Genomic DNA, 26655 nt, shown 5'->3' with positions numbered 1-26655 from the left:
CATGACTACAGAGCATTCGCATGGAAGCGCCCACGGACACCACCACTCGGGACAGGAGCACGGACACGCGCATGGCCACGACGACGACTCGGGCATGGCCGAGGTCCTGGACCTCGACGCCCTGTTGCTGCGCGACCACCTCCAGGAGATCTTTGACTGGACGGCCGCCCAGGCCAACAACCCACGCACCATTGTGGACCTGGGTGCGGGCACCGGCACCGGGACGCTCGGCCTGGCGCGCACCTTCCCCCGGGCGAGCGTGGTCGCCGTGGACCAATCCGAGTTCATGCTCCAGCGGCTGACGAACAACGTGGGCACCCACCAACTTGAAGGCCGCGTATCAACGCTGCAGGCAGACCTCGACATGGCGTGGCCCGAACTGGCCGACATCGATCTGGTGTGGGCGGCATCCTCGATACACCACATGAAGGACCCTGCCCGCGTCTTTGGCGATATCCGGACAAGCCTTTCCCCGGAAGGAGTGTTCGTGGTCGTGGAAATGAATGCGCTTCCGCGCTATCTCCCGACGGATCTCGGATTCGGCACGCCGGGCCTGGAAGAACGATGCCACCGGTTGCTCGACGAGGCAGGCTGGAACGCCCACCCCGACTGGAGTGCGGATCTGGAGGCCGCCGGCTTCACCACCGCCGCCAAGGAGAAGTTCGACTATGCGCCGGAGGCGGACGGGGAACTTCTGCTGCGCATCACCCACACCTTCCTGTCCCGCATGCGCACCGGCCTGGCCGGGCAGCTGTCCACCGAGGACCTGTCCACCCTCGACCAGTTGCTGGACCTCGATGGCCCGCGCGGACTGGCACGACGCAGCGACCTGTCCATGCGCGGCAGCCGCACAGCGTGGGCGGTGCGCCCGCGCTGACGCCGGAGATTCGAGGTCAGGCGCCGAAGTCCACGTCCTGCGTGCTGGTGACCGCCGCTGTGCGCTCCGGCGCCCCCTGGAATTGCCAGTAGAGGTTGATGTGGGCGATGGCGACCTCCGGCGGCGGGGCGCCCCACTGGGTCATGTCGCTGGTGGTGTGCGCATCTGACACCAGGGTGACGTCGTAGCCACGGGTGAAGGCGCCGTGGACGGTCGAGCGGATGCACGCGTCGGACTCGGCGCCGGACACCACCAGCCGGCCGACGCCGGCTGCGGAAAGCACCTCCTCGAGGTTGGTGGCCTCGAAGGAGTCCCCGTAGATCTTGTGGATCACCGGTTCCCCGGCGGCCGGTGAAAGCTCGGGCACGATCTGCCAGGCGTCGCTGCCCTGCTCCATTTCCTCGTCGGAGTGCTGCACCCACACCACCGGCGCCCCGGATTCGCGGGCACGGGACACCAGCGCGTTGATGTTGCCCAGTGTTTCCTCGCGCAAGTGGGCATTGGCCACCACGTCGTTCTGGACATCGATCACCATCAGGGCGGTGCGGGGCCGATCGACAAATGTGCTCATGGGGTTTTCCTTCGCGGAGCTGACGGAGTTTTTCCACGACCCAACATACTCCGCGCCGCCAACGCTTGGGAATGGAACCAGCCAATCCCCGCACAACTCTTGGCCACGGTTCTTCCCTTGCTTGCCAGCCCCAGTGACCTCACCGGTGACCTCCCGAAACAAGCGTGCCCGCGGCCCACTGCACCGCGAGCCATGCGGCACGGGGGCAATGGACTGCGGGCAGCCTTAGGGGTTGGGGTTTCTAGCAGGGCTTCCAGGTCTGGCCGCCCGGCGCGTAGCAACGCGGCCCGGTGTACCCGGGATACGGATTGCTGCTGACCTTGGGCTTCGGCTTTGGGGCCGGAGCCCGATAGGTCTGCTTGGGGATCGACTGGCGGCGGCGTTCGGCAGCCCTCCTGCTTGCCGCCGCTTCCCGCTGGGCAGCGGCCTGCCGCTCGGCGGCGGCCGCGGCGTTTGCCTTGCGCGTTGCCTCGGCCTTCGCTTTCGCCTTGGCCTCCGCGGCGGCCTTGGCGACTGCCTTTGCCTCGGCGTCGGCTTCCTTCTTGGCCCGTGCCAACGCCGTCTTCTTGGCGGCCAGCTTTTTCTCGATTGCCGTGGCCCTGTCAAGGGAGGCTGCCAGCTGTGGTGCATATGTGGCCATCCGGGCCGACCAAATCGCCGCGTCCACCACATCGCCGGCGGTGTCGAGTCCCCGAAGCGCCGCGCTCTTCGCCTTGCCCGCCACGATGGCGGCCGTCACCACGGCGAGGGCGGAACCCACCGCCTCGGCGTTCGCCGGAACGGTGTCCTCAACGGCCTCCATGCCAGCAATGGCGGCCACCGCCCTGGCTGGAATCGTGCAGTCGATCGCCGCGCTGTAGAGTCCCTCGCTGGATTCCTGGGCCCGCTGCTCTGCGGCAAGGACCTCGGGATAGAACCGCTCGTTGGGCTGGAACAGCACCGCAACGCCGAGTCCGGCGGCGGCGATATCGGCGTTGACGAGGTTTCCGTCCTTGTAGACGCCCGCCAGCGTGCGGCCGTACGGGTCCAGGCGCTGCACGTCGTAGGCCAGCTCGATCCGGTCCCCGGGCGCCAAGAGTGACTTGGTGTAATCGGCTGCCTCCACCCCGAGGCACTGCACCGGCTTGTCCGGGTGCTTGGTCTCCGGCGTATCGATGTTGAGCAGACGGATCGTGGTTTCGGCGCCGGACAGGTCCGCCACAATGGTGTCGCCGTCAATCACCCTGACAACGGTGGCGCCATTGCGGTCACTCGCTGTCTGTGACGCCGGTGCCTGTGTGCAGGCGGTGGCTACAAAACCGAGCGCTACCGCTCCCGCGACGATCCTTGCCACGCGACCTGTAGCCAGCGCGGCCAAATTGGTTCCCCCGAACAATGAAACTCCCCATATATAAGTTGAAGCTGCGAGTAAGCAAATTTCACCATAGCCCCGGGGGCAGACAGTTGGGCAAGCATCGTTCGATTGTGACTTCCACCGGCCCTGCCATCAGGCCACCGGGTATATTGGTTTAATTCCTTGGGCGAGCGCAAAGCCGTACACTGCTTCGGTTTCGCTAGGCTGGTCAAATGACTGGCTACACAAACACCAACCCTTCATCATTTCGCTCCCGACTTGGCAATGCCGCGGGAACCGGCGTGGCCAGCGGCCTCCTGACGCTGGTTGACCCTGCCAAGCTTCGACCCTCGACCAGGGGGTCCTTGTATGTGGGAACGGGTGCCGCCGCGGGGCTCATCGGATGGTTCGCCACTGCCCCAGGCGAGGATGCCAAGCCCGGGAAGAAGTTCCGGGCCGCCGTTGCGTTGGGACTGGGCACCCTGAGTGCCGCCGGCACGAAGCTTGGATTTGTCATCGATGCGAGGATCCACCAGGCCCTGTTGCGCAGGGGCATTGAAAACCCGCGCCCGCTCATGGCCATTGGCTCGGCGGTCATCACCGTTGGAATGGTATTGCTCGAGCCCCCGCGGCATGAGGATGACGAGTCACTGTCCCCCGTGGATTCCGGAGTTGGAGCGCTCGAACGACCCCGGCACTAAGGTGCAGGCTTCACCGTCGCGCATCCGCGCCCACTAACTGGATCCAGCCCGGCCTACCATGGACCCATGAAGCGCTTCGTGATCGATCCGGCAGCACTGTTGCATCTTGCCGACAACCGATACCAGCCGAATCCGGACCATCGACTCGTCGCACCGAACTCGATCCGTTCCGCGGCCCTGGACCTGTTGCTGAAGGGCGTGCTCGGCGGCGAAATCACCGAGGCAGCGGCGATGGACCTCCACGAGCGCATCACCGCTGTGAAGGTCCGCCTGCTCGGCGACCGGGTCTCACGGCGCACCGCGTGGAAGATCGCACGCGAGCATCAGTGGGACAGCATCGGGCACGCGGAATACCTGGCTGTCACGATGCTGCAGGCCGATGCGCTCGTGGCGCTCGACCCGGACCTCGCCGCGAGGTCGGAGGGAATCGTGCCACTGGCCTCGATCTCCGAGCTCCTGGCCCCATAGCGCGCCGGGCCGCTGCCTCAGGCGGTGAGATCGTACGCTTCGCGGATCCAACCCAACAGCTCCGGATCGAGCGCAGCGGTGTCCAGCAGGATGATCTCGTTGTGCCACCGGTTCGCGGATACTCGCCCCGTACGAAATACCCGCGGGGATTCGAGCTGCCGGGTGAGAACGATGTTGACCAGGATCCCGCCGCGGCGGGGATGGATGCCAAGGAAGGCGCGCCCGCGCGCCACATGGAACGACGAGGCATTCTCCTGGATCTCGCACCCCGGCAATGCGGAGATCCGCTCCATGAGCACTTCGTAGATGGTGGATGAGGTCGGGTCACCGGTGATGCGTTCCCTTGCAGTGCGAGCCATTCAGCCATCATACGGCCGAGTCGCCAAAGGCACGTTGGTCTCCGGCCGAGGTGGCTTAGAGCCCCTTGCCGCTGGGCGAGACGATGATTTTGACCGCCGTCTCATTGTGGTTGATCAGCGTGTCGAATCCCTTGTCGATCAGGTCCTCCAGGGCGATGCGCCCGGTGATGAACGGCTTGAGGTCGATCTTTCCGCTTCCCACCAGCTCGATGACCTCGGCGTGGTCGCGCACGTAGGCGATGGTCCCGCGCACGTCGATTTCCTTGAGTACGATCTTCTGCATGTCCACGGTGGCGGGCCGACCCCAGATGGAGACGTTCACCAGCACCCCGGTGGGCTTGAGAGCATCGAGCAGGGTGTCGAGCACCGCGTTGACTCCCGCGCACTCAAAGGCGACGTCTGCCCCGATGCCATGGGTGATTTCCATGACCCGTTCCCTGACGTCCTCGACGCCGGGGTCAAGCACGTGGTCTGCAACCCCGCTTTCGCGCGCCTTGTCCTTGCGTGCTGCCGAGAGTTCGCTGACGATGGTGGTGACGCCCATGCCCTTAAGCACCGCCGCGGTGAGCAGGCCGATCGGGCCTGCTCCGCCGACCAGCGCATACTGCCCCGGCAACACGCCGCTGCGCATCACCGCATGGTGCCCCACCGAGAGGGGTTCGATCAGCGCCGCCTCGTCCAGCGGAATGTCCCCGATGCGGTGCACCCAGCGCGCGTCGACCACGATCTTCTCGCCCAGTCCCCCGCCCCCGCCGGCCAGGCCAATGAAGCCCATCTTGACGCACAGGTGGTAGTTGCCCGCCTGGCAGGAGGCGCACTGGCCACAGGTGAAGTAGGGCTCGACCACGACGTTCTGCCCCACGGCCAGGTCCAAGACGCCCTCGCCGACGGCCGTGATGGTGCCGGAGAACTCGTGCCCCAGTGTCACCGGCGCCTCTTCCCCCGAGAGCGGGTGCGGGTGCCCGGGCGCCGGGACGAAGATCGGGCCCTCGAGGTACTCGTGCAGGTCGGTGCCGCAGATGCCGCACCAGGCCACATCGATGGCCACCGCGCCGGGCCGCAGTTCAGGCTCGGAGATCTCCTCGATGCGGATGTCTTTTTGTGCGTAAAAACGTGCAGCCTTCATGGCATGTCCCTTCTCGAAAGACCGGACGCGGCGACTCGCGCCGGCACGGAAGCCGCTCGAGGCGCAGGCGGCCGCGGGGACGGACTCCGTTCACGTTCGACGCTACCGCCGCCCCGTGCCGGATGGCTAGGGTTGTGCCTTCCGGCGCCCCGCCACTCCTCGGGGCGGCATGCGGGAGGCGGGAAGCAACGTTTCCCTATTTGCGCCCGGTGAAATGCTCCATCGACTTGTACACGCCGAATACGCGTCCGGCCACCGCGTCCCAGGCGGCAATCGGCAGCACCCCGCGCAGGGCGGCGCTCAGCTTCACTGTCCAGGGCATCATGAGCATGGGAGTTCCCTCCTTCATGGCCCGCCACACGCGCTCGGTCACCGGCCCGGGCTCCAGCAGCGGGGTCAGCAGCGGACCGCGGGCTCCGTCGAACATGCCGGTCTTGATGTAGGAGGGGCAGAAGGTGGTCACCTTGATGTGGTGGTGCCCGGCCTGCGCCAGTTCCAGGCGCAGCGAATCGCTCCACCCGATGACCGCCCACTTGGAGGAGGAGTAGACGCTCATCCTGGGGTTGGCCAGCAGCCCGGCGGCGGAGGCGACGTTCACGATCCGCGAGGTGCGCCCGCGGGAGATCATGGAGGGCAGGAATTCGCGGGTGATGTGCATCAGTGCGAGGGTGTTGATGTTCATGGTTTCGGCGATGTCGGCCCGCTGGTCGTGTTCCCAGAAGTACTTCCCGCGCACGATGCCTGCATTGTTGATGAGGATGTCCGGGGCCCCGACGCCGTTGCGCACCGCCTGGGCGGCTTCCTCGATGGACTCGAGCCGGCCCACGTCCACCACCTGCGTGTGGATCTCGCTGCCGGCCCCGCGCAGTTCCGCGGCCGCCTCCTCGAGCTGCCCGGCATTGATGTCCCAGAGAATCACGTGGCTGGCGCGGTCGTTGACGGCGAGGCGGGCATACATCCTGCCCATGCCCATGGCGGCCCCGGTGATCAAGACGGTCGATCCGGCCAGTGTTCCGATGGTGGGGTTCATGGCTGCTCCTTGGTTGGTGTTGCGTTGGAAGGCGTTGCGTTTCCGGGTGCGGGGATGAGTTTTCCCGGGTTCATGATGCCGGTCGGGTCCAGGGTTGCCTTGATGCCCCGCAGGACCTCGATCCCCAGGGCGCCGATTTCCGCCTCCAGGTAGGGCGAGTGGTCGGTGCCCACGGCGTGGTGGTGGGTAATGGTGGCGCCGGCCGCGACGATGGCCTCGGAGGCCGCCTTCTTCACGCGGGCGTTTTGTGCCTGACCGTCCGGCTCGAGCCCGCCGAGGAAGGTGAAGTAGAGGGAGGCGCCGTCCGGGTAGACGTGGGAGATGTGGGCCTGTACGTACCCCGTGCCGCCGCGGGCCTCCAGGGCGTTGAGAATGGCGCCGCGGACCGCGGTGTAGGTGGCATCGAGCCTGATCCAGCTGGCGGCGGTTTCCAGGGTCTCGACATACACGCCGCGGGTCAGCAGCTCGTCGCGCAGGTACGGTCCGGAGAAGCGTCCGCGTTCCCAGGCCCGCGCCGGGAGCGGGCCGAGGCGGATGCCGCCGGCGGCTCGCAGGATCCGTGCGCTGCGTCGCCTGCGGGCGGCGGTTTCGCGCTTTGGTCCTTCCCAGAGGAACAGGGCCAGTGCGGGTGTTTTTTGTCCGCGCAGCCCGAGGTACCTGGCCATGGCGGCGGTCTTGGGGCCGCCGAGCCTGAAGGTCGCCGCGGTCTGGTCGGTGTCGCTGAGCCTGCAGACGTGGGGCATGTCCCCGCGGACGCCCTCGTGGTGCAGCCGGCGCAGTGCCTCGGCCCCGGCGGCGAAGGATTCGAAGGACCAGGCGTCGTGGCTCCTGGATGCGGGCAACGGGTGGATCCGCACCGTGGCGGAGGTGATGACCCCCAGTGTGCCCTCGGATCCCACGACGACGTCCAGCAGCCTGGGCCCGGCGGCGCTGCCCGGGGCGGGCGAGCCGACGTCCATCGGCCCGGCGGGCGTTTCGAGGTGGACGGACTTGACCAGGTCGTCGGAGCGGCCGTATCCGGTGGAGGCCTGCCCGGCGGAGCGCGTTGCCACATAGCCGCCGAGGGTGGCCTGCTGGTGGCTTTGCGGGAAGTGGCCGAGCGTGAAGCCCAGCGGTTCCAGCGCCGCCTCGATGGCCGGACCGCGGATGCCCGCCTCGAAGGTGGCGGTGTGCGAAAGTGCGTCGAGGTGCAGCAGCCCGTCCATGCGCCGCAGGTCAACGGCGATCACCCCGGAGAACGGGCCGCGCTCCGGTTCGACTCCCCCGACCACCGAGGTTCCCCCGCCGAAGGCGACCACGGCCAGGCGCCGGCGCACGCAGAATTCCAGGACCTCGCGCACCTGCTCGGCGCTGCCGGGGAAGATCACCGCATCGGGTGCCTGCCCCGCGTCCCCGGCGCGGATGCGCAGCAGGTCGGGGGTGCTCTTGCCACCGGAGTGGAGGATGCGTTCGGCGCGTTCGGTGGAGACGTGTGGGGCACCGCAGATCCCGCGCAACTCCCCCAGCACCTCGTCCCCCAGGGCCACCGGCCCGACCCTGACGTCGTCGAAGTCCACCGGCGGATGCACGGCCTCGACGCTGTCCAGCGCCAGGGTGGAGCGCAGGTAGTCGAGCCCGCCCGCCCCCAGCGGTTTCGCCCGCGCAGGGTCTCCCCAGCCGTACCAAACGGAGCGGGGAATCTTCTCTGTGTTCTGCGTCACCATGCGATACAGTGTGACACATGAAGTCACAACGTACCACCGGCCCCGGCGACGAAAAGCTCCTGCTCGCCACGCGGGAATCGGTGGTCCTGCACGGGGTGCGCCGCACGACCGCCAACGACATTGCCGAACGGGCGGGGATCTCCCGCATGACGTTCTACCGCCGGATGGGCTCGGTGGAACACGCGGTGCTCGCGACGCTGACCCGCGAGTTCCGCACCGCCGCGGCCGATGTCCGCTCCGCATCCCCCGCAGGCACCGGGCGCGAGCAACTGGTGCACTTCGCCATCCAAAGCGTGCGGGTCTTTGCCACCTCGGAGCTTCTGGCCTCGATTGCCGAGCGGGACCCCGAGTTCCTCATCCCCTACGTCACCGACAGGTTTGGCGCGAGCCAGCAGCTGATCCTTGATGAGCTCGAGGGGCTGATTGCCGCCGGCCAGGCGGACCACAGCATCGAGGCCACCGCCGCCACCGCCACCACGCTGCTGCTGGCCCTGCAGGGCGTGGCGCTCTCGGCGCGGCTGCTGCGCAAGACCGGCACCTTCGAGCAAACACTCGCGGAGCTCGAACGGATGCTCACCCGCCACCTCACCCCGGCGGGCACCGCAGGGAACGGATCATGACCACCCGGGAACCGACTTGGATCAACGACGCCACCCGGCGGCTATCCCTGGAACACGTGCGCACGCACACCGTGGACGTGGCGGTCATCGGCGGCGGGATCACCGGGGCCGGGGTGGCGCTGGATGCGGCAAGCCGCGGGCTGTCCGTGGCGTTGCTGGAGGCCCGGGACTTCGGCTCCGGGACCAGCGGATACAGTTCCAAGCTCGTCCACGGCGGCCTGCGCTACCTGGCCAGGGGCGACTTCCCGGTCACCTGGGAATCGGCGGTGGAGCGGCGCCGGCTGATGGAGACGATCGCCCCGCACCTCATCCGCCCGCTGGGGTTCATCATCCCCGACACCACCGGCGCCCGGCGCCGGGACACCGCCGCCGCCGGGGCAGGCGTGGCGCTCTATGACCTGCTGCGCCGGGCCTCGGGCATGGGAAGCGGCGTGCTGCCGCGGCCCCGGCTGCTTTCCAGGCGGGCCGTCGCCGCACTGGTGCCGTCGCTGGACACCCCGGGGCTGCGCCGCGGGCTTCTCTATTGGGACGGGCAGCTCATTGACGATGCCCGGCTGGTCATCTCCGTGGTGCGCACCGCCGCCGGGCTCGGCGCGCAGGTGCTGCGCGATGTCCGTGCCACCGGGATCACGGCGGACGCCGTGGAGGCAGTTGACACGCGCACCGGAGAAGCGGTCGCGGTGCGCGCGAGGACCGTCATCAACGCCGCCGGGGTCTGGGCCGCCGACTTCGATGACACCCTGAGCGTGACCCCGAGCCGCGGCAGCCACCTGGTGGTGCGTGCCGAGCGCCTGGGCAACCCGCAGGCCGCCCACACGGTGGCTGTCCCCGGCCACTTCGGCCGGTATGTGTTCGTGCTGCCCCAGCCAGGGGGCGTGGTGTACATCGGGCTCACCGACGAGGAGGACCGTGAGGCCGACGGCCACTGCCCCGCCGTTCCGGAGCACGACGTCGACTTCCTGCTCGAGGTCGTCAACCGCGTGCTCGGCCGGCCGCTGGTCCGCGACGACGTGGTCGGGTCCTTCGCCGGGCTGCGGCCGCTGGTCGGGTCCCCGCACGCCGGCGGGCCGGAGGGCACCGCGGACGTCTCGCGCCGGCACCTGGTGAAGAATGTTCCCGGGGAACCCATCACCGTGGTGGGCGGGAAACTGACCACCTACCGCCGCATGGCGCAGGACGCGGTGGACGCAGCAGCAGCACGGCTCGGCGTCGCCACCCCGAGCCGCACCACGAAGCTTCCGCTGGTCGGCGCCGCAAGCCGCACGGCCTTGGCCGCCCTCGACGCCCCGGCCCGGCTGGTGGCCAAGTACGGCACGGAGGCGGTTGCGGTGCACCGGCTCGGCGGCAAGCACCCGCTGCTGGCCGAACCGCTCTTTGACTCAAGCCCCATCACCGGTGCGGAACTGCTCTTCGCCATTCGCGCCGAGGGGGCAACGAGCATCGAAGACCTGCTGGAGCGCCGCACCCGACTGGCCCTGGTGCCCGCCGACGCGGACCGCGCCCGCGACCGCGCCGCCCGCATCCTGGCGATGGCCTCCGAGTCCCCACCCGTGGAAGGACCCACCCCGTGAAAGCTCCCTTCTCCGGCCCGGCCCTGCTGCTGGTCAATCCAACCTCGGGACGCGGACGCGGCCTGAAACTCTGGGAGGAAACCGCCGGAGCCCTGCATGCAGCGGGGTTCGCCCCGGTCGTGCACCTGACAGAAAGCCTTCAGGAGGCCACCGACCGGGCGCGCGCCGCCGCGCCCGGATCCCTGGTGGCGGTGCTGGGCGGGGACGGGTTCCTGGGAGCGGCGGCGGCCGGGGCCAGGGACTCCGGTGCCATCCTGCTTCCCCTGGCCGGGGGCCGGGGCAACGACACCATCCGCCGCATCGGGCTGGACCTGGACCCGGTCAAGGCCGTGGGCAACCTGTCCCGGCTGGTGGTCCGGGAGCTGGACCTGGGCCTGGTCAACGGCCGCCCCTACTTCGGGGTCGCGAATGTCGGCTTCGACGGACTGGCCAATGAGTACGGGAACAGCGCCCGGCTGAACCTCGGCCCCTTCGTGTACCTCTATGGCGGGCTCAAGGCGTTCCTTCAATGGCGCGACGTCACCTTCACGCTGAAGGTGGACGGCGTGGAGAGCAGCGTCCCGGGCTGGTTCGTCGCCGTGGGAAACATCGGCCAGTACGGCGGCGGGCTGCACATCTGCCCGCGGGCCAGGGCCGACGACGGCCTGCTGGACGTGGTCTCCCTCGGGAAGGCCTCGATCCTGGGCGTGGCGCTGACCTTCCTGCGCTCCTACGGCGGCACCCACTTGCGCCAGCAGAACATCTCCTTCACCCTCGGCCGGGAGATCACCATCGGCGCCAACAGGCCGCTGAACATCTATGCCGACGGGGAAAGGGTCGGGGCCCTGCCGGCAAGGATCACGATAGCCCCGGCCGCGGTCAAGGTGCTGGTTCCCGCGGATTCACCGGTGTTCGGCTAGGAATGCGCAGACCACCTGGCAGCGGCCGCGGTGCCCGGCGGGGATTTTCCGAAAAAACGGTGCCACCCCTGGCCAGCGCCGCCGATGCTACGCGGTTCGGGATCCGACGGGCCGTGGGGCCAGGCGGCCGGCCGCAGGTGACCGTGCGACCAGATGCCTTCCGAACAGGACGAACCACACGGGCATGCCAACCCAGCCGGTAAGCCCGACCACGCCGCCTATGCCAAAAACGGTCGACTGCAGCCACCCCGCCGGCACCGGCAACCCGGCGGCCACGATTGCGCACCCGGCCAGGAAGCTGCCACCGAGCACCATGCCTCCGCGAGCCAGTCGGGACGGGATGGCGCCGCTCGCCAGCACCACGGCAAAATCGGCCGTAACCCGCCGGCAATCCGCACCACGTATACGTGGTGTCAGCCGTCGACCCATGGGTTCATGATGCGCCGAAGGCGGCGATTGCGCATCCGTGGAACCACGCATTCGGCGGCCGGTTTCCGGGCCGCACGGCCCGCTGCCGCATGCGCCGGTTCCGCGCCTCGCTCAGGATGAGGCGCCGTCGAACGAGGAAGCGACGGCCGCGGCCAGCTCTCGGCCTGTAACCGTCTCCGGCTCGAAGGGCTCGATGGCCCCGGCCTCGATGAGGCCGATGGCACCGCGGGCGAACTCCCCCGGATCCCTGACGTCCAGCTGGTTCAACGCGGTCGGTGAATAGCTCCACCAGGCGCTGCGCAGCAACTCGCTGGCCGTGTCCTCGTCGAAGCGCTGCCGCATCACCTTGGCGGGAACCCCGCCAACCACCGCGTAAGGGGGCACGTCCTTGGTGACGACCGCGTTCGAGGCCACCACGGCCCCGTCGCCGATGCGCACGCCGTGGCCCAGCGTGACGTTCTCCCCGATCCACACGTCGTTGCCGATCACCACGGGGTCGGGCACGTGGTCGAACGTCCGGTAGGCGGGCATCTCTCCCCGGTCGCGCTCGAAGGTTTCCATCATGAGCCGGCGGTTGTAGAAGACCGGGCTGGTGGAGGCCCACTCGTGCGGATGCCTGGCCCCCATGACCTTCACGCCCTTGGCAATGGAGGTGTAGCGGCCCACCCGGGCCGAAAGCGGCAACCTCGAATGCGTGTAGGAAAAGGAGCCCAGGCTCACCAGGTGGCGCCCGCTGCCCGCCCAATAGGTGGCGTAGGGTTCCAGACGCAGGTCCGGCGCGAACTTGATCAGGCTGTCCTCGCCATAGCTGGCTCCGGTGGTCTCAATGGTCTTGGCCCCCGGTCCCATCAGGAAAATGCGTGAGTTGACCAGATGCGGGCGTAGTTGACTGAGGCGTAAATGCATCGTTCGACCGTAGCCGCCGATCCCTGTGGTTTCGTTGGCGTTTGCTGGCAAGACCATGGCCGTCGGCCTCCCCGGGAGCTGCCGCGGGGAGCCGGCGGCCAAGCCATACCCCGGCAGTGGTAGGAAAACCCGGGAACTGGTTGATCCTTCACGCATATCGGAGGGTGGGAACATGAGACTTCCGATTTACGCCCTGGCGCTGACATCCTTCGCACTGGGCACCGCCGAATTCGCCCCCAACGGGCAGCTGCTTTCCGCCTCCGCCGATTTGTCGGTGTCCGTCGCCGATTCCGGGCTGATCACCACGGCCTTTGCGCTGGGGGCGAGCGTGGGAGGGCCGTTGATTGCCGCTGCCACGCTGCGCGCGGACCACAAGCGGCTGGCCCTGTGGCTGGTGGGCATCTTCTTCCTGGCGAACGTCGCCACCGCACTGGCCCCGACCCTGCTGCTGGCGGTCGCCAGCCGGAGCGTTGCCGGGGCCATGCTCGGGGCCTTCCTCGGGGTGGCTATCACCATTGCCAGCAACCTCGTGGTGTCAGAACGCCGCTCCGCGGCGATTGCCACGGTGTTCCTTGGTTTCACGGCCGCGAACGTGCTGGGTGTCGTCGCCGGGAACCTGGCCGGGGATGTATGGGGGTGGCGCAGCGTTTTTTGGCTGGTCGCGGGCCTGAGCGTGGTCGCACTGGCCGGGATGTGGCTGGCGTTGCCGCAGGGCTCGGAGACGGGTGCCGCCGGCGGCACGGCCCGCGCGCTGCGCACCGGCAGGCTGTGGGTGGCCTTCCTGGCCATTGCCCTGGGCTACGGGGGCCTGTTTGTGATGTTCACCTATATCGCGCCGATCCTGCAGGACGCGGGCGTGCCCGCCCACCTGGCGGTGTGGTTCCTGCTGGTCTTCGGCGTGGGCCTGGTGGTGGGAAACCATGTTGCCGGGCGCCTGGCCGATATCTCGATCCCGAAAACCACCGTGGCCGCGCTGCTGCTGCTGATCGCCGTGCTGGGCGCCTTCGGCCTCTTCGCAGGGAACGTGCCGGCCGTGGTGGTGTTGCTGGTGTTGCTGGGCGCTGCGGGATTCGGCCTGGTACCGCCGTTGCAATCCTTTGTGCTGGAGATCGCCCGGGTGAACTCGCCGGTGGTCTCGGCGCTTGCCGCGGCGGCATTCAACGCCGGGGTCGCCCTGGGCTCGGCCGTCGGCGGGTCGGTGGTGCGCGACGGCGCCGCCTACGGACAGCTGGCCCCCATCGGTTCGCTGGTGAGCCTGGCGGGCCTGGCGGTGTTTGTGCTGGCGGTCTTCCTGCAGAAACGCGCCACTCCCGTCGAACTCCCGGCCCAGGACCGTTCAGCCCTCGGCGCCGGGACCCTCGTGTAGGCCCTGGCGGATCCCGGGCACGCCCGGTTCCGGGAGGCCGGACCCCCGGGGCGCCCCGAGCAGGGCGTTGATCCGGCTGGCGTCGGGGTAGCTGTAGATCTCGATGCGGTGCTCGGGGTTGCTGGACTGGGCCCAGAGTTGGAAATCCACACACAGCTCCCCGATGGCCGGGTGGAGCAGCGGCTTGGTGCCGGAGATGCATTCACCCACCCGCCCGGTGGCCCAGAGCCTGGAAAAATCCTCGTCCTTGATCAGCAGCTCACCGACCAGGGAGGTCAGGGCCGCGTCCCGGGGATATTTGCCGGTGATGAACCTCAGGTAGGCGACGTAGTCCGCGGCCTCGGTCTCCCAATCGGCAAAGAGACCGCAAAACACCGGATCCAGGAACAACATGCGCGGCAGCGAGGGCCGGCGCATTTCATGCGCGGGGGCGTCGAAGGGCAGGTGGGGCGCGATGAGGGCGTGGCCCAGGCTGTTCCAGCCCAGCACGTCGTTGCGCCGGCCCAGGAGCACCGCGGGACGGTCGGTGATGAAACCGAGCATGTCGAGGGACCGACGGTCCGGGGTTTCGAGGCCCGCGGCCGCGTGGGGCCCGGAATTCGTCTTGCTCCGGGCCAGGTCAAGCAGGTGCTCGGTTTCCGTCACCCGCAACTGCAGGGCGTTGGCCAGGGCCAGCAGGACTTCGTCGGAGGCGTGCCTGCTGTGCCCCTGCTCGAGGCGGGTGTAGTAGCTGACGCTGACCCCGGCGAGCTGGGCCAGCTCCTCCCGCCGCAGGCCCTTGACCCTGCGGCGGCTGCCGAAGGCGGCCAGCTGCGTCTGGGCGGGCTGCAGTTCCGCGCGCTTGGCGCGCAGGAATTCGCCGAGGGGTCCGGGGTTGTTCACACACCAACCGTACAGCCCCGCCCGGTCCACGCCGCTTCCCTGGAGGGGACTGGGGCGGACCATGGCCGGGAGAATCCGCGTGGACCTTAGCCCACTGCCACGCGGATCTTGTTGGCCCACGGGTCATCGAAGCGCAGCTCGGCTCCGGTGTGGTGGCTCGCGATCCCGGCGACCGTCAGGCGATCGGCCAGGGCGCCGACCTCGTCGGCGTTCGGCACGGTGATGACGACCTCGCCCAGGCCCAGGGTGTCCTTGCGGGGCCCGGCGCCGCGGGAGTTCCACACATTCATGGCCATGTGGTGGTGGTAGCCGCCTGCCGAGACGAAAAGCGCCTGGCCGTGGAAGTTCGTGGTCTTGGCGAAGCCCAGGGTGTCGACGTAGAACTTCTCGGCGGTGGCAACGTCGCCGACCTGCAGGTGCACGTGGCCGACGCCGGCGTTGGCCGTGGTCAGTCCGGTGACGGATGCCTCGTTGACGTGCTTGTTGAGGTACTGGTTGGGGTCCAGGTAGATGGTGTCCATGGCCACGGTGTCGCCGTTCCAGGTCCAGGTGTCACGCGGGCGGTCGAAGTAGAGCTCGATGCCGTTGCCCTCAGGGTCGTTGAAGTAGAAGGCCTCGGACACCAGGTGGTCGGAGCTGCCGGTGAACAGCGAACCGTCGTACTGGGCGGCGGAGAGCACGGTGGCGGCCAGGTCGGACTGGGTGTCGAAGAGCAGCGCGGTGTGGAAGAGTCCGGCCTCGCCGCGGCTTGGCAGGTTCAGGCCCTTGCCGTCGGCGAGGTGGACAAGTTCGACTCCCCGGCGGCCCAGGCCGGTGCCGGCAGGGCCTTCGGAGAGCACCTCGAGGCCCAAGGCCTTCTGGTAGTAATTGCTCATCTTCTTCATGTCCCCGACCTTGAGCATGACGGTGCCCATGGCCAGTTCTGCGGACAGTTGATCTTGGGTGGTGACGCCCATGGTGGTTACTCCTTGGATTGCGGCTGAGGATTGTTCTTGCTTCAAGTATGGCATTATTTACTTGAAGCTACAACGATTGAACCTGTTCCGCTCGTCACCCCGACCCCATTCCGTCATTTCCCGGTTCAATTTCGTCGATCGATCGGCCCTTCGGAGGACGATGTCATGGACCGGGCTTCGCGAACGGACGGGCCAACGAGTCACCACGGATCCTCCAGTCGCTATTAAGACGCCACCGCTTCGTGCGCCTGGAAAGCCAGCCACAGCTGGGCGACCGAGGATGTTTCGGCCAAATCAAGGCCGGTGAGTTCGCTGATCTTACGGATGCGGTAGATGATGGTTTGCCGGTGCACGAAAAGCAGTGCGGCGACCTTTTGTGCCGAACGCTGGTTTTCCAGGTAACTGCGCAGGGTTGCCATGAACTCCGTTCCGTTGAGCCGGTCATGCTCGATCACCGGGCCCAGCAACCGCTGCACGAGCTCCGCTCCGTCCCGATGGCCGCCAATCCCAAACCACGGAGCATCCTCTGAGTATCCAACCAGCCGCACGCCCCGCGCGATCGCCTGACCCAGTGCCCACAGGGATTCGCGCAATCCGCGCTGGATCGCATCAACACCCACGGGCGTACTCAGTCCCATGGGCAGCGAGGCGTCGAAGACGTGCAGCAGCAAGTCTTCCGGGCATTCTTCGGAGACCATCAAATGCAATTTTCCCTCGCCCACCACGCAGAGGCTGTTGATGCCGTGGCGCCAAAGCGCGCGGTGAACCTGGGGCAAACCCACCTCCGCCTGGGCAGGGACCGAAACCAACCGCAGGTCGCCGCGCGGAAAGCCGAATTCCTCAAGGCGGCGGGCGGCCTCGGCGGCCCCAATGCGCCCTTCAAAGGACTGCAGCAGGAATTCACCGCCGGAGCGGTAGCGGCTTTCCATCGCAAGGGCCGAACGCGAAAGGCCCAACCCCAGTACGGTGGCCGAGTGCAACAAGACCACCCCGTCCGGCCGCATTTGGTCGTCGGGCAAGATGACCAGCAGCGCATGGGGATGGGTGGGAATTTCCATGATCAGCATGGACTCCGCCCCGTCGGCGCTCCACAGGAAGTGTCGGGTTTCCGCCGTGGATTCCGAGCCGACCCTCCTCACCCGCGCCAGCACGTCCTGGGGCAGGGCGGCGTCTCCGGGTTGCCACGGATGCAGGCACCGGTCATCAACCACGTAGAGCCTCGCGCGGATTTCCTTGCCGATCGCCGTCAACAGCTGGGTCCAGGTCTCCCCGGGCGTTGTCGCCTTGCGCAGCAGGTCGTAGATGCGGGCGGTTTGCTTGATCCGCCGCGACTCCTCGAGCAGGCTCGCCTCGGCAATTGACCGCGAAATGGCCATGAAGGGCAACGGGTAGGGAACGGAAATCAAGGGCAGCGGAAGTGCATCGCAGGTCGCGAGGAATTGATCGGACAAATCCGGGGCATGCATCTTCTCGCCCACCGCCAAGGCGACCGCGCCGGCCGCCACCAGCGAGCGGGCCAAATGGACCTGCGCCTCGGGTTCGGCCGGGATCGAGAGCCCGTTGGTCATCAGTAGCACGCCGGGCGAGACCCACTCCCAGAGTTGGGGAAGGTCCGAGGTATGGGACCAGGTAATGGGATGCCCCAACCCGTCGGCGCCGGCGAGCAGCCGCAGACCAAGCTGCGGCTCGTCCAGCAATTCCTTGACTGTCATGGCCATTGAACGTTTCCCTTTCACACATTCAGGCATCCAACGCATTTCCGCCGGGCACTCGTCAATCAAACGCGACCATTCATACAAATGTCTAGAGCGAGTCTGCGATAGTTGACAGTTGTCGATTGTCGCAGTGATGACGATCACCAATGATTGGATTACACCAAAAGCCAGCCCGGATTTCCCGGGCACCTAGAGAGAAAAGAGCCCGCAATGAGCACCTCCGTTCGCCTCATTGACGATGCGCCATTAACCCGGTTCCACAAGAAGTTGACCGTGTTTTCCTCCGGCGGACCCTTCATAGACGGCTACGCGCTGTCCATCATTGGCATCGCCCTAATCACCATGACCCCGGCCCTGGACCTGGGGCCCAAGGAAATCGGCATGGTCGGCGCAGCCAGCCTGGTTGGCATCTTCTTCGGCGGCGGCGTCTTCGGCTGGGTGACGGACAAGGTCGGCCGGCACACGATGTACATCCTGGACCTGATCGCCCTGGCGGTCTTCTCCATCCTCAGCGCCTTCTCCACGGACATCTGGCAGCTGGTGCTCTGGCGTTTCCTGCTCGGCGTTGCCATCGGCGCCGACTACCCGATTGCCACGTCGCTGTTGGCCGAGTTCCTTCCCCGGAAGCACCGCGGCCGGCTCCTGGGTGCCACCTTCGTGGTCTGGGCCGTGGGCGCGGCGGCCGCATTCGCCGTTGGGTACGCCATGCGCGGCGTCGGGCCTGACGCCTGGCGCTGGATGCTTGCCAGCCCGGCCATCTTCGCCATCATCACCCTGCTCTTCCGGCTGGGCACCCCCGAATCCCCGCGCTGGCTGCTCTCCCGCGGCCGGGTCGACGAGGCACGCACCGTCATCAAGAAGGTCTACGGCAACGAGTACGACGTCGATTCGCTTGGCGAGGACGAGGACACCGGCAAACGCGCAGCCACGTTCACCGACATCTTCAACAAGAAGTTCTGGCGCCGCACCCTCTTCGTCTCGATTTTCTGGACCGCCCAGGTCATCCCCCTCTTCGCGGTCTACACCTTCGCCCCGGAGCTGCTCGCCTCCTTCGGCCTGGACGGGGATGCCAACCTATACGGCGGGTCGCTGCTGATTTCCCTGCTCTTCGTCGTCGGCGGTATCCCGGGCCTGTGGCTGGTCGAGCGCATCGGACGGCGCAAGCTGCTGCTGTGGACCTTCGGCATCATCGTCCTGGCCCTGGCCGCCCCCGCCTTCATCCCCGGCGTTGGCCCCAAGACCCTGTTCACCGCCCTGGCGATCTTCGCCCTGGCCTCCGGGGCCTCCAGCTTCCTCGAGGTTGTCTACCCCAACGAGCTTTTCCCCACCGAGATCCGTGCCACCGCCGTCGGCTTCGGCACCGCGATCAGCCGGGTGGGCTCGGCGGCAAGCACCTACCTCATGCCGGTTGCAATCATCAGCTTCGGTGCTTCCGGCGCCCTGTTGATAGGCGCCGGGATCTCCCTGGTGGGACTCATCGCCACCTTCATCCTGGCCCCCGAAACGGCCAACCGCTCCCTGGCCGACATCTCAGGGGACGGCAACAAGAAAAGCACCAAGCCCAACGGCAAGACCGCAGAAACGACAGTCAAAGGAACCCTCGTATGAGCAAGCACCAGCCCATCGGCCCCGTCGAGGCCACCAAGGTCCCCCGGTTCGCCGGGCTTGGAACCTTCGCCCGCCTCCCGCAGATCGATGCCGTCCCCGACTACGACATCGCAGTGCTCGGCGTGCCCTTCGACGGCGGAACCTCTTTCCGCCCGGGCGCCCGGTTCGGGCCGGCCGCGGTACGCGAGGCCTCCCGCCTGCTGCGCCCCGGCTACCACGTCGAGCTGGACGTCACCCCTGTTGAGGCGGTCCAGGTCGTGGATGCCGGAGACGTGGCATGCACGCCGTACGACATCGGCAAGGCCGTTGAGCAGATCGAGGAACAGGCCCTGCCGCTGCTGGCCAAGGACAAGCGGGTCATCGCCATAGGCGGGGACCACACCATTGCCCTGCCGATGCTTCGGGCGGTCAACAAGATCCACGGACCGGTCGCGCTGCTGCACTTCGATGCGCACCTGGATACCTGGGACACCTACTTCGACGAGCCGATCACCCACGGCACGATGTTCCGCAGGGCCTTCGAGGAAGGCCTGCTGATCGAGGACAAGTCGATGCACGTGGGCATCCGCGGCCCGGTCTACGACCAGGACGACTTCCTGCGCGACCACGAGTTCGGCTTCCAGATCATTCGCTCCACTGACATCGACGAGATCGGGGTCCAGGCGGCGATCGCGAAGGTGCGCGAGCGCCTGGGCGACACCCCTGTCTACCTCTCGGTGGACATCGATGTGCTGGATCCGGCCTTCGCACCGGGCACCGGCACCCCGGAAATGGGCGGCCTGCACTCCCGGGAACTGCTCCGCCTGTTGCGGGGGCTCAACGGCATCAACATCGTCGGCGCAGACGTGGTGGAGGTCGCCCCGGCCTACGACCACGCGGACATCACCTCGCTGGCTGCGGCCACCGTGGTCTTCGACATGATGGGCCTGATGGTCAACTCCGGCAACCTCCGTGGCTCCGAAGCCGAACACGTTCTTGAAGGAGCCTCGGCCTAAGGCTGCACAAACCGGTCCCCCACCCCACGAGGCCCGGCCAGCGATCCGATCGCTGGCCGGGCCGCTGCCGCGTGCGAAGCATCAATCCGTCGGCCCTACGGCCCGCCGTGCCACAGGACGCCGGGGCCCGCCCAAAGGTACACGGGGTCCCTTCGGCATTCGGTTCCGCGCCGGGGCTTGGAACAGCATCGGCCAATTGGCGTTCCCCATGCGTTTTGGAATCAAGTGCATGTGCAGTCGAAAAGGTCGTCGGCCCTCCCGGAGCGCGGCCCCGATTCCACCTTCCCGACAAAGTGCATTTCTTTTTTCGACGGGGCCGAGAGCGCATTCGGTGATGCAAGACCTCGCGATATTCGATCCCCATGAAAATGCCTCGCCCCCAACGGGTCTTCTCTCGGGCGAGGACCGAAGGGGCAGGCAGACAGCGACGAAAATGGGTGCGGATCCCAACGGAATCCGCACCCATTCACTTCATCTTTCCGATGCAGTCACCGTCCACTCGAACGGAACTGCGCTTCACCAACTAGGTTGAAGCCGACATTGGGCAAGGAGCCTAGCTGTCGTCGCCTCCGAAGCCGCCCTGTCGGGATTCTCCGCCAAACTCGGACTGCTCTTCGCTGCTACCGGAATTGCCATACTGACCTTCCGAGGAACCGCTCGAATCCTGGCCGCCACCGAAACCACCGGACTGCTCTTCGCTGCTACCCGAGTTGCCGTACTGGCCTTCCGAGGAACCGCTCGAATCCTGGCCGCCACCGAAACCGCCCGACTGCTCTTCGCTGCTACCGGAGTTGCCGTACTGGCCTTCCGAAGATTCACCGGAGCCCTGGTCGTTGCCGAAGTTGCCTGAATCGGCTTCCCCGCCCATCAGGTTCTGCTCTTCGTTGTCTCCTTGGTTTCCGAACTGTTCGGAGTTGTATTCATCTGACATGATTTTCTCCTTGCGGTCTTCGACCCCTGTTCTAGCGGGATGACATGACCCAATGTAACGACCACATAACAACGCCGCAAGTCTTTTCCCACGCCACGCCGTAAGTTCTTCAATTTACTTAAAACCGTACATCGTGTGTGCTGAACGGCGAGATCCGGTGCTAGTCGGCACGACTGCACGATGAATGGATGCTTCCACGGAGGGCTCTGTGCGCTCTCTCCTGCCGGTTGCAGGATGAGTAGGTGCACGATCTAAAACCCCCACCTCAGAGACGCTATTTTGGTATGACTACGAGGCCCTGCCAAGAAAATTTCACTTCTCGGGTCTCCGGACTTGTGGATGCGTTCACTGTGCCTGCCAGCACCCGCACCCGTCACCCACTGAGCCAACTTATTAGCCGGTATAGCGAATTAATCCTTTGCCCTACACGATCAACGTCCCTCGCTCCGTACTACGTGAATATTTTCTCAACCCGTTGGCGGTGAAGGAGGCTTGAAAAATCTCGACCAGGCACTCGCTGGGCACCAGATCGACGTCGTGGCTTCATTCGTTGCTCACCATCGTTTTGCCCGTCGTTTACCTGCGCGACTGGCTCGGTCCATCTGGTCAACGGCATTGGCGCGTTGCCGTTTTGGCACCAGTCCCACGACGGTATCGAAACCATTTCCATGGCCGCAAGGGTCCCGTAGACTCGGCGGCCAGCGACGCCACCATGAAGCGGCCAACCGAGGGGCCGATCCGGAAATCTCCAAGGAGCAAACCATGGACTCGATATGGCTCGATCCCCGGCCGCAAATCGAAACTGACACCTTCGTCCCCGGCGAACACTATGACGTTGTTGTGGCAGGGGCCGGGCTGACAGGATTGGTCAGCGCCCTGTTGCTGAGTCGCGCCGGCATGCGGGTCGCGGTCCTCGAATCCCGGTTCGTGGGAGCGGGTACCACCGGCCACACCACGGCCAAGGCCAGCCTCCTCCAAGGCACCGTCCTGCAGGAAGTACGCAGGAACTTTCCTGCCGAAGTAGCCCATGCCTACGTCGAAGGCAATCTCGAGGGGCTGGCCTGGCTCCGGAGTTACCTGGATGAACACGACGTCGAGCACCAAACCCGCGATGCGTTCACCTACGTACTGGGGGAAGCCGGCCTCGGGACGCTCGAGGCGGAGGCGGTCGCCAGCCACGAGGCCGGCCTCGACGTTCGCTTGCTCGAGAACCCCGAAATCGGCCTGCCCTTTCCTGTCGCCGGGGCACTGACCTTGTCCGGCCAGACGCAATTCGACCCCGTGGCCGTTTTGGTCGCGCTCTGCGCCGACCTGCGCGGCCGCGGAGTCGCGATCTTCGAGGACGCACGCCTAACGGGGGCCGGCGTTGCGGCACCGCTGGAACTCACCACCAGCCGTGGAACCCTGGGCGCCGACAACCTCATCCTGGCCACCGGCACGCCGGTCCTCGATCGAGGCGGATACTTCGCGAAGCTGGAACCTTCCCGCTCGTACCTCTCCGCCTACATGGCACGCCCGGGCGCCGAAGCCTTTCCCGAGGGCATGTACCTCTCGGCCGATGAGCCCGGACGCTCCCTGCGCACCGCAACCCACCTCGGCAGGCAGGTGCTGCTGGTGGGAGGAAACGGCCACCCGGTGGGCACCGGGTCACCGAGCCGGTCGGCACTCGAGCTGGATCGCTGGGCCCGGGAGCACTTTTCCGTCGCCGAACGCACACACGCCTGGTCCGCCCAGGACTATCGTTCGGTCAACGCCGTGCCCTTCGTGGGACGGATGCCGCGCGGAGGCGGACGGATCCACGTCGCCACCGGATTCAACAAATGGGGCATGACCAATGCGGTGGCCGCCGCACTGCGCCTTGCCGCGTCCATCCTGGGCGGCGAAAGCCCCTGGGGAGCGGTGCTGGGCCACCGTGCCTCCGGTGCCGCGGCGCTGGCAGAAGCCGGGAAGTTCAACGCCGGAGTGGCCAAGGGACTGGTCACCGGGTGGGCGCACGCGCTGACCGAGAACGCCCCGCACAGTGGCCAGGAAGTACCCTCAACTGGCACGGCAGGACAACCTGCCGCCGGGGATCCGGAGGGCCATGTGGTGCACGAGGGCCTGCACCCCGTAGCGGTCTCCACCGTTCAGGGGCGCACCTGCCGCGTCTCGGCAGTGTGCACCCATCTGGGCGGCATCCTCACCTGGAACGACGAGGAACTTTCCTGGGACTGCCCGTTGCATGGTTCGCGGTTCACCCCCGAGGGCACCGTGATCGAGGGACCTGCGACCAACGACCTCAAGGCCATGGACCACGAGGAGTCCCAGTAGCCCAGGGACCAGCCCATTCTCTGGCCAGCCGCGTCCCGCGGTGCTTGACTGGGACCATGAGAGCTATCTGGACCGGATCCATCGCCTTCGGGCTGGTCAACGTGCCGGTCAAGGCCTACGGGGCAACCAGCGACCACGACGTCTCACTGCACCAGGTGCACGATGCCGACGGCGGACGGATCCGCTACCAGCGCAGCTGCGAGGTGTGCGGAAAGAAGATCCCCTACGAGCGCATCAACAAGGCCTTCGACGACGGAGAACGGACCGTGGTGCTCACCGACGAGGAAATGGAATCCCTGCCGGCGGAAAAAAGCCGTGAGATCGAGGTGGTGCAATTTGTGCCCAGCGAGCAGATCGATCCCATCATGCTCGAGCGCAGCTACTATCTTGTCCCCGATTCGAAATCTCCCAAGGCCTACGCACTGCTGCGCCGCACCCTGGAGGAAACTGACCTAACGGCAGTGGTGAAATTTGCGCTGCGGCAAAAGACCCGCCTCGGCGCCATGAGGGTCCGCGGGGACGTGCTGGTGCTCCAGGGCCTGCTCTGGGCCGACGAGGTGCGGGAGGCCGACTTCCCCGAGGCCCGGACCAACAGCAAGATTTCCGCGCAGGAACTCAAGATGTCGGCAACGCTCGTCAAGGAATACAGCACCGACTTCTCCCCCGGGGAATTCGAGGACGACTACCAGGTCCAGTTGCGCACGCTGATCGAGGAAAAGCTCAAGAAGGGCGATTCCCTGGACACCGAGGAAACCTTCGGCGCCACCGGCACCGACGCGGAAACCACGGAGTCCGGGGACGTGATCGACTTGTTGGAGGCGTTGAAGCGCAGCATTGCCCGCAAGTCGGGGTCGGCGAAGCCCGACACCCCGGCGCGCCGAAGCGGCGACGCAGCGAAGGAAGCGACACCGAAAAAGACGCCCGCCAAGAAGACGGCTGCAGCAAAAAAGAAGCCGGCCGCAACCACAACCGAGACATCCGCCAAGGCAGGGACGGCGGGCAGGAAGACTGCCTCGAAATCCCGCAAGGGCGCCTAGATGCACCACGGACTCGACCACGTCGAGCCGGGCACCGGGGGCATCCGCCGCAGGGTCGCAGGACGCGGATTCAGCTACCACAGCGCCAACGGGCGGCACATCCGTTCACCGCGGCTGCTCGAGCGCATCCGGGAACTGGCCATCCCCCCGGCCTGGACCGACGTGTGGATCTCCTCCGCCCCGGAAGCACACATCCTGGCAACCGGCGTGGATGCCGCGGGACGCACCCAATACATCTACCATCCGCGCTGGCGCGAGGAGCGGGAGAACGAAAAGTATCTTCGCTCCCAGGCTTTTGCCCAGCGACTGCCGGCAATCCGCCGCCGGGTCACCCGTGACCTCAGGCAAACCCTCGATCCCCGACGCCGGGCCCTGGCGGCGGCCGTGCGGCTGATGGACCGGGCGGCACTGCGCGTGGGCGGCGCCGCCTATGCCCGCGAGAACGGTTCCTTTGGCGCCACCACCCTGCTCAAGCGCCACGTGGAATGTTCCCGCGCTTCGGTGCACCTGAAGTTCGCGGGCAAGTCCGACGGCACCTGGCACGTGTCGGTGGACGACGCGTTGCTGGCCGGCTATTTCACCTCCCTGCCCCGCACCCCGCGTTCCGGCCCGGCCATCTGCCATCCGATTCCCGACGGGCGCAGGAAGCGCTGGACCGGGGTCAACGACACCGAGGTCAACGAATACCTTGGCGAGATCGCCGGCCAGGGTTTCACGGCCAAGGATTTTCGCACCTGGCAGGGCACCGCTGTTGCCGCCCTGTCGTTGTCCCGTTCCCTGCGTGCCGGAGTGACATCCCCCGAGGCAGTGACCATGGCCGTCCACGAGGCCGCCAACTGGCTTCACAACACCCCGGAGATAGCGCGGGATTCCTATGTTGATCCGCGGGTCATCGACCTATTCGAGCAGGGCAAGGTCGCCGATCTTCGGCGGCAACCCGACCGCGCGGTGCTCGCCCTGCTGCTGCCGCCCGGGGCCAAGCAAGGTCGATGAATTACGGGGCGGCAAGCCCCGGACCCGCAGCCGGACGCGGCGCCGCCTGCCCTCCGCAGCCTCGTGGCGGCCGGAAAGAGGTCGACATATCCTCGACGTCATTCCGGCCAAGGTACGCACCCCGCACCCGCGCGTGTCGAATTGCTTGTTTTTGCCGACGAGTCTTGTGCATAATCAATTTATCGATCGACTGGCGGTGAATTCCGTCGGTCGCACGTGGTTTCTCCAGACCCGGGAAACACGTCATCCGTTTCACCTTTTCGGTACTTCGAGGATCGGGCCCATGACAACCCAAGATTTGCTTGCACAGTCGCCGCGAGGGAACCAACGGCCCGCGGCCATCACTCTTTCGGCACAACGGCACCACGCCCCGCCGGTGACCTGCGGAACCTGCAGGAGCGCCGAGTACCTGGTCTTTGAACAGGTCAAGCCGGTGCCGCGGCGGGGCTCGGCCCCCGCTGCATGGGACGTGGAATGTTGGTGCGGCCAATGCGAGGAATACCAAGGATTTCGCACCACGACGCCACCGAACATGCCGCATTCCATCCTGCAGCGCGGCTACGGAACCGGAGGCTGGCCGGTCGGCGCCTAGCGCCCGACATGGGAGTGGATTGCCTCGCCGGCAAGGTACCCCACGACCTCGGTGTCCAGCGCGCGCAACTTATGGTTGGGCGTTGTCGCCGCCTGCGAGAGTATCCCGGGCGGCGCTGTTGGCCTATGACCGCGCCCACCGCCAAGTCGATGAGAAGAACCACGACCATGAAGCCACCGACGAAAGGCAAGTCAATGCACGAGCTGGACCTGATCCGGGCGGCCGCGGAGGACGTTGCGGCCGCCCGCTCACTGCTGAAACAACGCCTCGAGACACTCGATGCCATCACCCGCAGTGCCCTGGAGCGCGGTGTCCCGGCCGCCGAGGTCGCGGCGGCGGGCGAATCGTCCCTGGCCAGTGCCTGAGCCGGGACCGGCCACCGGCGCGGGTCAGGCCCGGTCGGTGGCCTGTGCGTGGCCCGACTCGCGGGCGCAGTGGGCGCAGCAGTACATCCCTGTGTCGCTTTCCAGGCCATGTCCCAGGATCCGGCAGCCGCAGTGGGCGCAGGCCGGGGCCATCATGTGGATGGCGCACTCGAAGCTGTCAAAGGTCCGGGTCTCCCCTCCGCGGGTCAGCGTGAAGGTCTTGTCGTAGTCGTTGCCGCACATGTCGCAGGTCGCCATGATTCCTCCTTGGTTGAGTGGTTGGTTGATTGGTTGGTTCCCCGGGTGCGGTGG

General features: G+C 66.8%; 26 protein-coding genes. 14 read left to right on the top strand and 12 right to left on the bottom strand.

Translation table 11 applies throughout. From position 1 onward, the window contains the following. The first annotated feature begins 1 nt into the window (after position 1). The gene (locus AC6CHY_RS12045) at positions 2–877 is read left to right on the top strand and encodes a class I SAM-dependent methyltransferase (RefSeq protein WP_498226850.1); all 876 of its coding nucleotides are present in this window, start codon (positions 2–4) and stop codon (positions 875–877) included. Between the two features lie 16 nt (positions 878–893). Here the strand turns inward: AC6CHY_RS12045 and AC6CHY_RS12040 are convergent, their stop codons facing one another. After that, positions 894–1448: a cysteine hydrolase family protein gene (locus tag AC6CHY_RS12040; RefSeq protein ID WP_498226849.1), complete on the bottom strand. Its 555-nt coding sequence runs from the start codon at positions 1446–1448 to the stop codon at positions 894–896. Between the two features lie 241 nt (positions 1449–1689). Continuing rightward, a complete protein-coding gene (locus AC6CHY_RS12035; protein WP_498226848.1) occupies positions 1690–2670 on the bottom strand; it encodes a thermonuclease family protein in 981 nt (326 codons plus the stop codon). Between the two features lie 344 nt (positions 2671–3014). Between AC6CHY_RS12035 and AC6CHY_RS12030 the strand changes: the two genes are divergently transcribed. Both AC6CHY_RS12030 and AC6CHY_RS12025 read left to right on the top strand, forming a co-directional pair. Next, entirely contained in the window at positions 3015–3482 is a 468-nt protein-coding gene (locus tag AC6CHY_RS12030) for a hypothetical protein (protein WP_498226847.1), read from the top strand. Positions 3483–3548: 66 nt separating this feature from the next. Beyond that, the gene (locus AC6CHY_RS12025) at positions 3549–3950 is read left to right on the top strand and encodes a hypothetical protein (RefSeq protein WP_217388241.1); all 402 of its coding nucleotides are present in this window, start codon (positions 3549–3551) and stop codon (positions 3948–3950) included. Between the two features lie 17 nt (positions 3951–3967). Here AC6CHY_RS12025 and AC6CHY_RS12020 read toward each other — a convergent pair whose 3' ends face one another. The 4 genes from AC6CHY_RS12020 to AC6CHY_RS12005 all read right to left on the bottom strand — a co-directional run bounded on the left by AC6CHY_RS12020 (position 3968) and on the right by AC6CHY_RS12005 (position 8168). After that, the gene (locus AC6CHY_RS12020) at positions 3968–4309 is read right to left on the bottom strand and encodes a DUF5655 domain-containing protein (RefSeq protein ID WP_498226846.1); all 342 of its coding nucleotides are present in this window, start codon (positions 4307–4309) and stop codon (positions 3968–3970) included. Between the two features lie 55 nt (positions 4310–4364). Further along, the gene (locus tag AC6CHY_RS12015; RefSeq protein ID WP_217388243.1) at positions 4365–5435 is read right to left on the bottom strand and encodes a 2,3-butanediol dehydrogenase; all 1071 of its coding nucleotides are present in this window, start codon (positions 5433–5435) and stop codon (positions 4365–4367) included. A 196-nt stretch (positions 5436–5631) separates the two neighbouring features. Further along, complete coding sequence (locus AC6CHY_RS12010) at positions 5632–6465, bottom strand: SDR family oxidoreductase (protein WP_498226845.1); 834 nt, start codon at positions 6463–6465, stop codon at positions 5632–5634. Continuing rightward, a complete protein-coding gene (locus AC6CHY_RS12005; RefSeq protein ID WP_498226844.1) occupies positions 6462–8168 on the bottom strand; it encodes an FAD-binding oxidoreductase in 1707 nt (568 codons plus the stop codon). The genes AC6CHY_RS12010 and AC6CHY_RS12005 overlap by 4 nt, the downstream gene beginning before the upstream one ends. Positions 8169–8185: 17 nt before the next feature. Here AC6CHY_RS12005 and AC6CHY_RS12000 point away from each other — a divergent pair, with 17 nt between their 5' ends. The 3 genes from AC6CHY_RS12000 to AC6CHY_RS11990 are packed head-to-tail and all read left to right on the top strand — an operon-like array spanning position 8186 to position 11258. Further along, positions 8186–8788 (top strand): TetR/AcrR family transcriptional regulator, encoded by a 603-nt coding sequence (locus tag AC6CHY_RS12000; protein ID WP_498226843.1) that lies wholly within the window; start codon positions 8186–8188, stop codon positions 8786–8788. After that, positions 8785–10359, top strand: a complete 1575-nt coding sequence (locus tag AC6CHY_RS11995; RefSeq protein WP_498226842.1) for a glycerol-3-phosphate dehydrogenase/oxidase — start codon at positions 8785–8787, stop codon at positions 10357–10359. Before AC6CHY_RS12000 ends, AC6CHY_RS11995 begins: the two co-directional genes overlap by 4 nt. After that, positions 10356–11258: a diacylglycerol/lipid kinase family protein gene (locus tag AC6CHY_RS11990; protein ID WP_498226841.1), complete on the top strand. Its 903-nt coding sequence runs from the start codon at positions 10356–10358 to the stop codon at positions 11256–11258. The genes AC6CHY_RS11995 and AC6CHY_RS11990 overlap by 4 nt, the downstream gene beginning before the upstream one ends. Before the next feature lie 540 nt (positions 11259–11798). On the opposite strand, the gene AC6CHY_RS11985 is transcribed toward AC6CHY_RS11990, so the two are convergent. After that, a complete protein-coding gene (locus AC6CHY_RS11985) occupies positions 11799–12650 on the bottom strand; it encodes a CatB-related O-acetyltransferase (protein ID WP_498226840.1) in 852 nt (283 codons plus the stop codon). A 115-nt stretch (positions 12651–12765) separates the two neighbouring features. Between AC6CHY_RS11985 and AC6CHY_RS11980 the strand changes: the two genes are divergently transcribed. Further along, positions 12766–13959 (top strand): MFS transporter, encoded by a 1194-nt coding sequence (locus AC6CHY_RS11980; protein ID WP_498226839.1) that lies wholly within the window; start codon positions 12766–12768, stop codon positions 13957–13959. On the opposite strand, the gene AC6CHY_RS11975 is transcribed toward AC6CHY_RS11980, so the two are convergent. The 3 genes from AC6CHY_RS11975 to AC6CHY_RS11965 all read right to left on the bottom strand — a co-directional run bounded on the left by AC6CHY_RS11975 (position 13930) and on the right by AC6CHY_RS11965 (position 17656). Beyond that, positions 13930–14841 (bottom strand): helix-turn-helix domain-containing protein, encoded by a 912-nt coding sequence (locus AC6CHY_RS11975; protein ID WP_498226838.1) that lies wholly within the window; start codon positions 14839–14841, stop codon positions 13930–13932. The two genes, AC6CHY_RS11980 and AC6CHY_RS11975, sit on opposite strands and share 30 nt — an antisense overlap. Before the next feature lie 86 nt (positions 14842–14927). Continuing rightward, positions 14928–15797: a VOC family protein gene (locus AC6CHY_RS11970; RefSeq protein ID WP_498226837.1), complete on the bottom strand. Its 870-nt coding sequence runs from the start codon at positions 15795–15797 to the stop codon at positions 14928–14930. A 224-nt stretch (positions 15798–16021) separates the two neighbouring features. Next, complete coding sequence (locus AC6CHY_RS11965; RefSeq protein WP_498226892.1) at positions 16022–17656, bottom strand: PucR family transcriptional regulator; 1635 nt, start codon at positions 17654–17656, stop codon at positions 16022–16024. Positions 17657–17722: 66 nt separating this feature from the next. On the opposite strand from AC6CHY_RS11965, the gene AC6CHY_RS11960 reads away from it, so the two are divergent. Together AC6CHY_RS11960 and speB are read left to right on the top strand one after the other, a co-directional pair. Continuing rightward, positions 17723–19120: an MFS transporter gene (locus AC6CHY_RS11960; RefSeq protein WP_498226836.1), complete on the top strand. Its 1398-nt coding sequence runs from the start codon at positions 17723–17725 to the stop codon at positions 19118–19120. Further along, positions 19117–20115: an agmatinase gene (gene speB / locus AC6CHY_RS11955; RefSeq protein ID WP_217388255.1), complete on the top strand. Its 999-nt coding sequence runs from the start codon at positions 19117–19119 to the stop codon at positions 20113–20115. The genes AC6CHY_RS11960 and speB overlap by 4 nt, the downstream gene beginning before the upstream one ends. 553 nt (positions 20116–20668) lie before the next feature. Here speB and AC6CHY_RS11950 read toward each other — a convergent pair. Beyond that, positions 20669–21046, bottom strand: a complete 378-nt coding sequence (locus AC6CHY_RS11950; protein ID WP_498226835.1) for a hypothetical protein — start codon at positions 21044–21046, stop codon at positions 20669–20671. Positions 21047–21808: 762 nt separating this feature from the next. Here AC6CHY_RS11950 and AC6CHY_RS11945 point away from each other — a divergent pair. The 5 genes from AC6CHY_RS11945 (at position 21809) to AC6CHY_RS11925 (ending at position 26343) form a co-directional block, all read left to right on the top strand. Further along, the gene (locus AC6CHY_RS11945; RefSeq protein WP_498226834.1) at positions 21809–23356 is read left to right on the top strand and encodes an FAD-dependent oxidoreductase; all 1548 of its coding nucleotides are present in this window, start codon (positions 21809–21811) and stop codon (positions 23354–23356) included. A 56-nt stretch (positions 23357–23412) separates the two neighbouring features. Continuing rightward, positions 23413–24393, top strand: coding sequence for a non-homologous end joining protein Ku (gene ku, locus AC6CHY_RS11940; protein ID WP_217390498.1), 981 nt, complete (start codon positions 23413–23415; stop codon positions 24391–24393). Continuing rightward, on the top strand, positions 24394–25386 hold the full coding sequence (locus tag AC6CHY_RS11935; RefSeq protein WP_498226833.1) for a DNA topoisomerase IB: 993 nt from the start codon (positions 24394–24396) through the stop codon (positions 25384–25386). A gap of 283 nt (positions 25387–25669) precedes the next feature. Next, a complete protein-coding gene (locus AC6CHY_RS11930; protein WP_498226832.1) occupies positions 25670–25978 on the top strand; it encodes a hypothetical protein in 309 nt (102 codons plus the stop codon). A gap of 167 nt (positions 25979–26145) precedes the next feature. Continuing rightward, positions 26146–26343: a hypothetical protein gene (locus AC6CHY_RS11925; protein ID WP_217390494.1), complete on the top strand. Its 198-nt coding sequence runs from the start codon at positions 26146–26148 to the stop codon at positions 26341–26343. A gap of 24 nt (positions 26344–26367) precedes the next feature. Here the strand turns inward: AC6CHY_RS11925 and AC6CHY_RS11920 are convergent, their stop codons facing one another. Then, positions 26368–26601, bottom strand: coding sequence for a metallothionein (locus tag AC6CHY_RS11920; RefSeq protein WP_217390493.1), 234 nt, complete (start codon positions 26599–26601; stop codon positions 26368–26370). Positions 26602–26655 lie beyond the last annotated feature (54 nt).

Source organism: Paeniglutamicibacter sp. GQ140, assembly GCF_059759235.1.
This window is presented reverse-complemented; position numbering and strand designations above follow the sequence as displayed.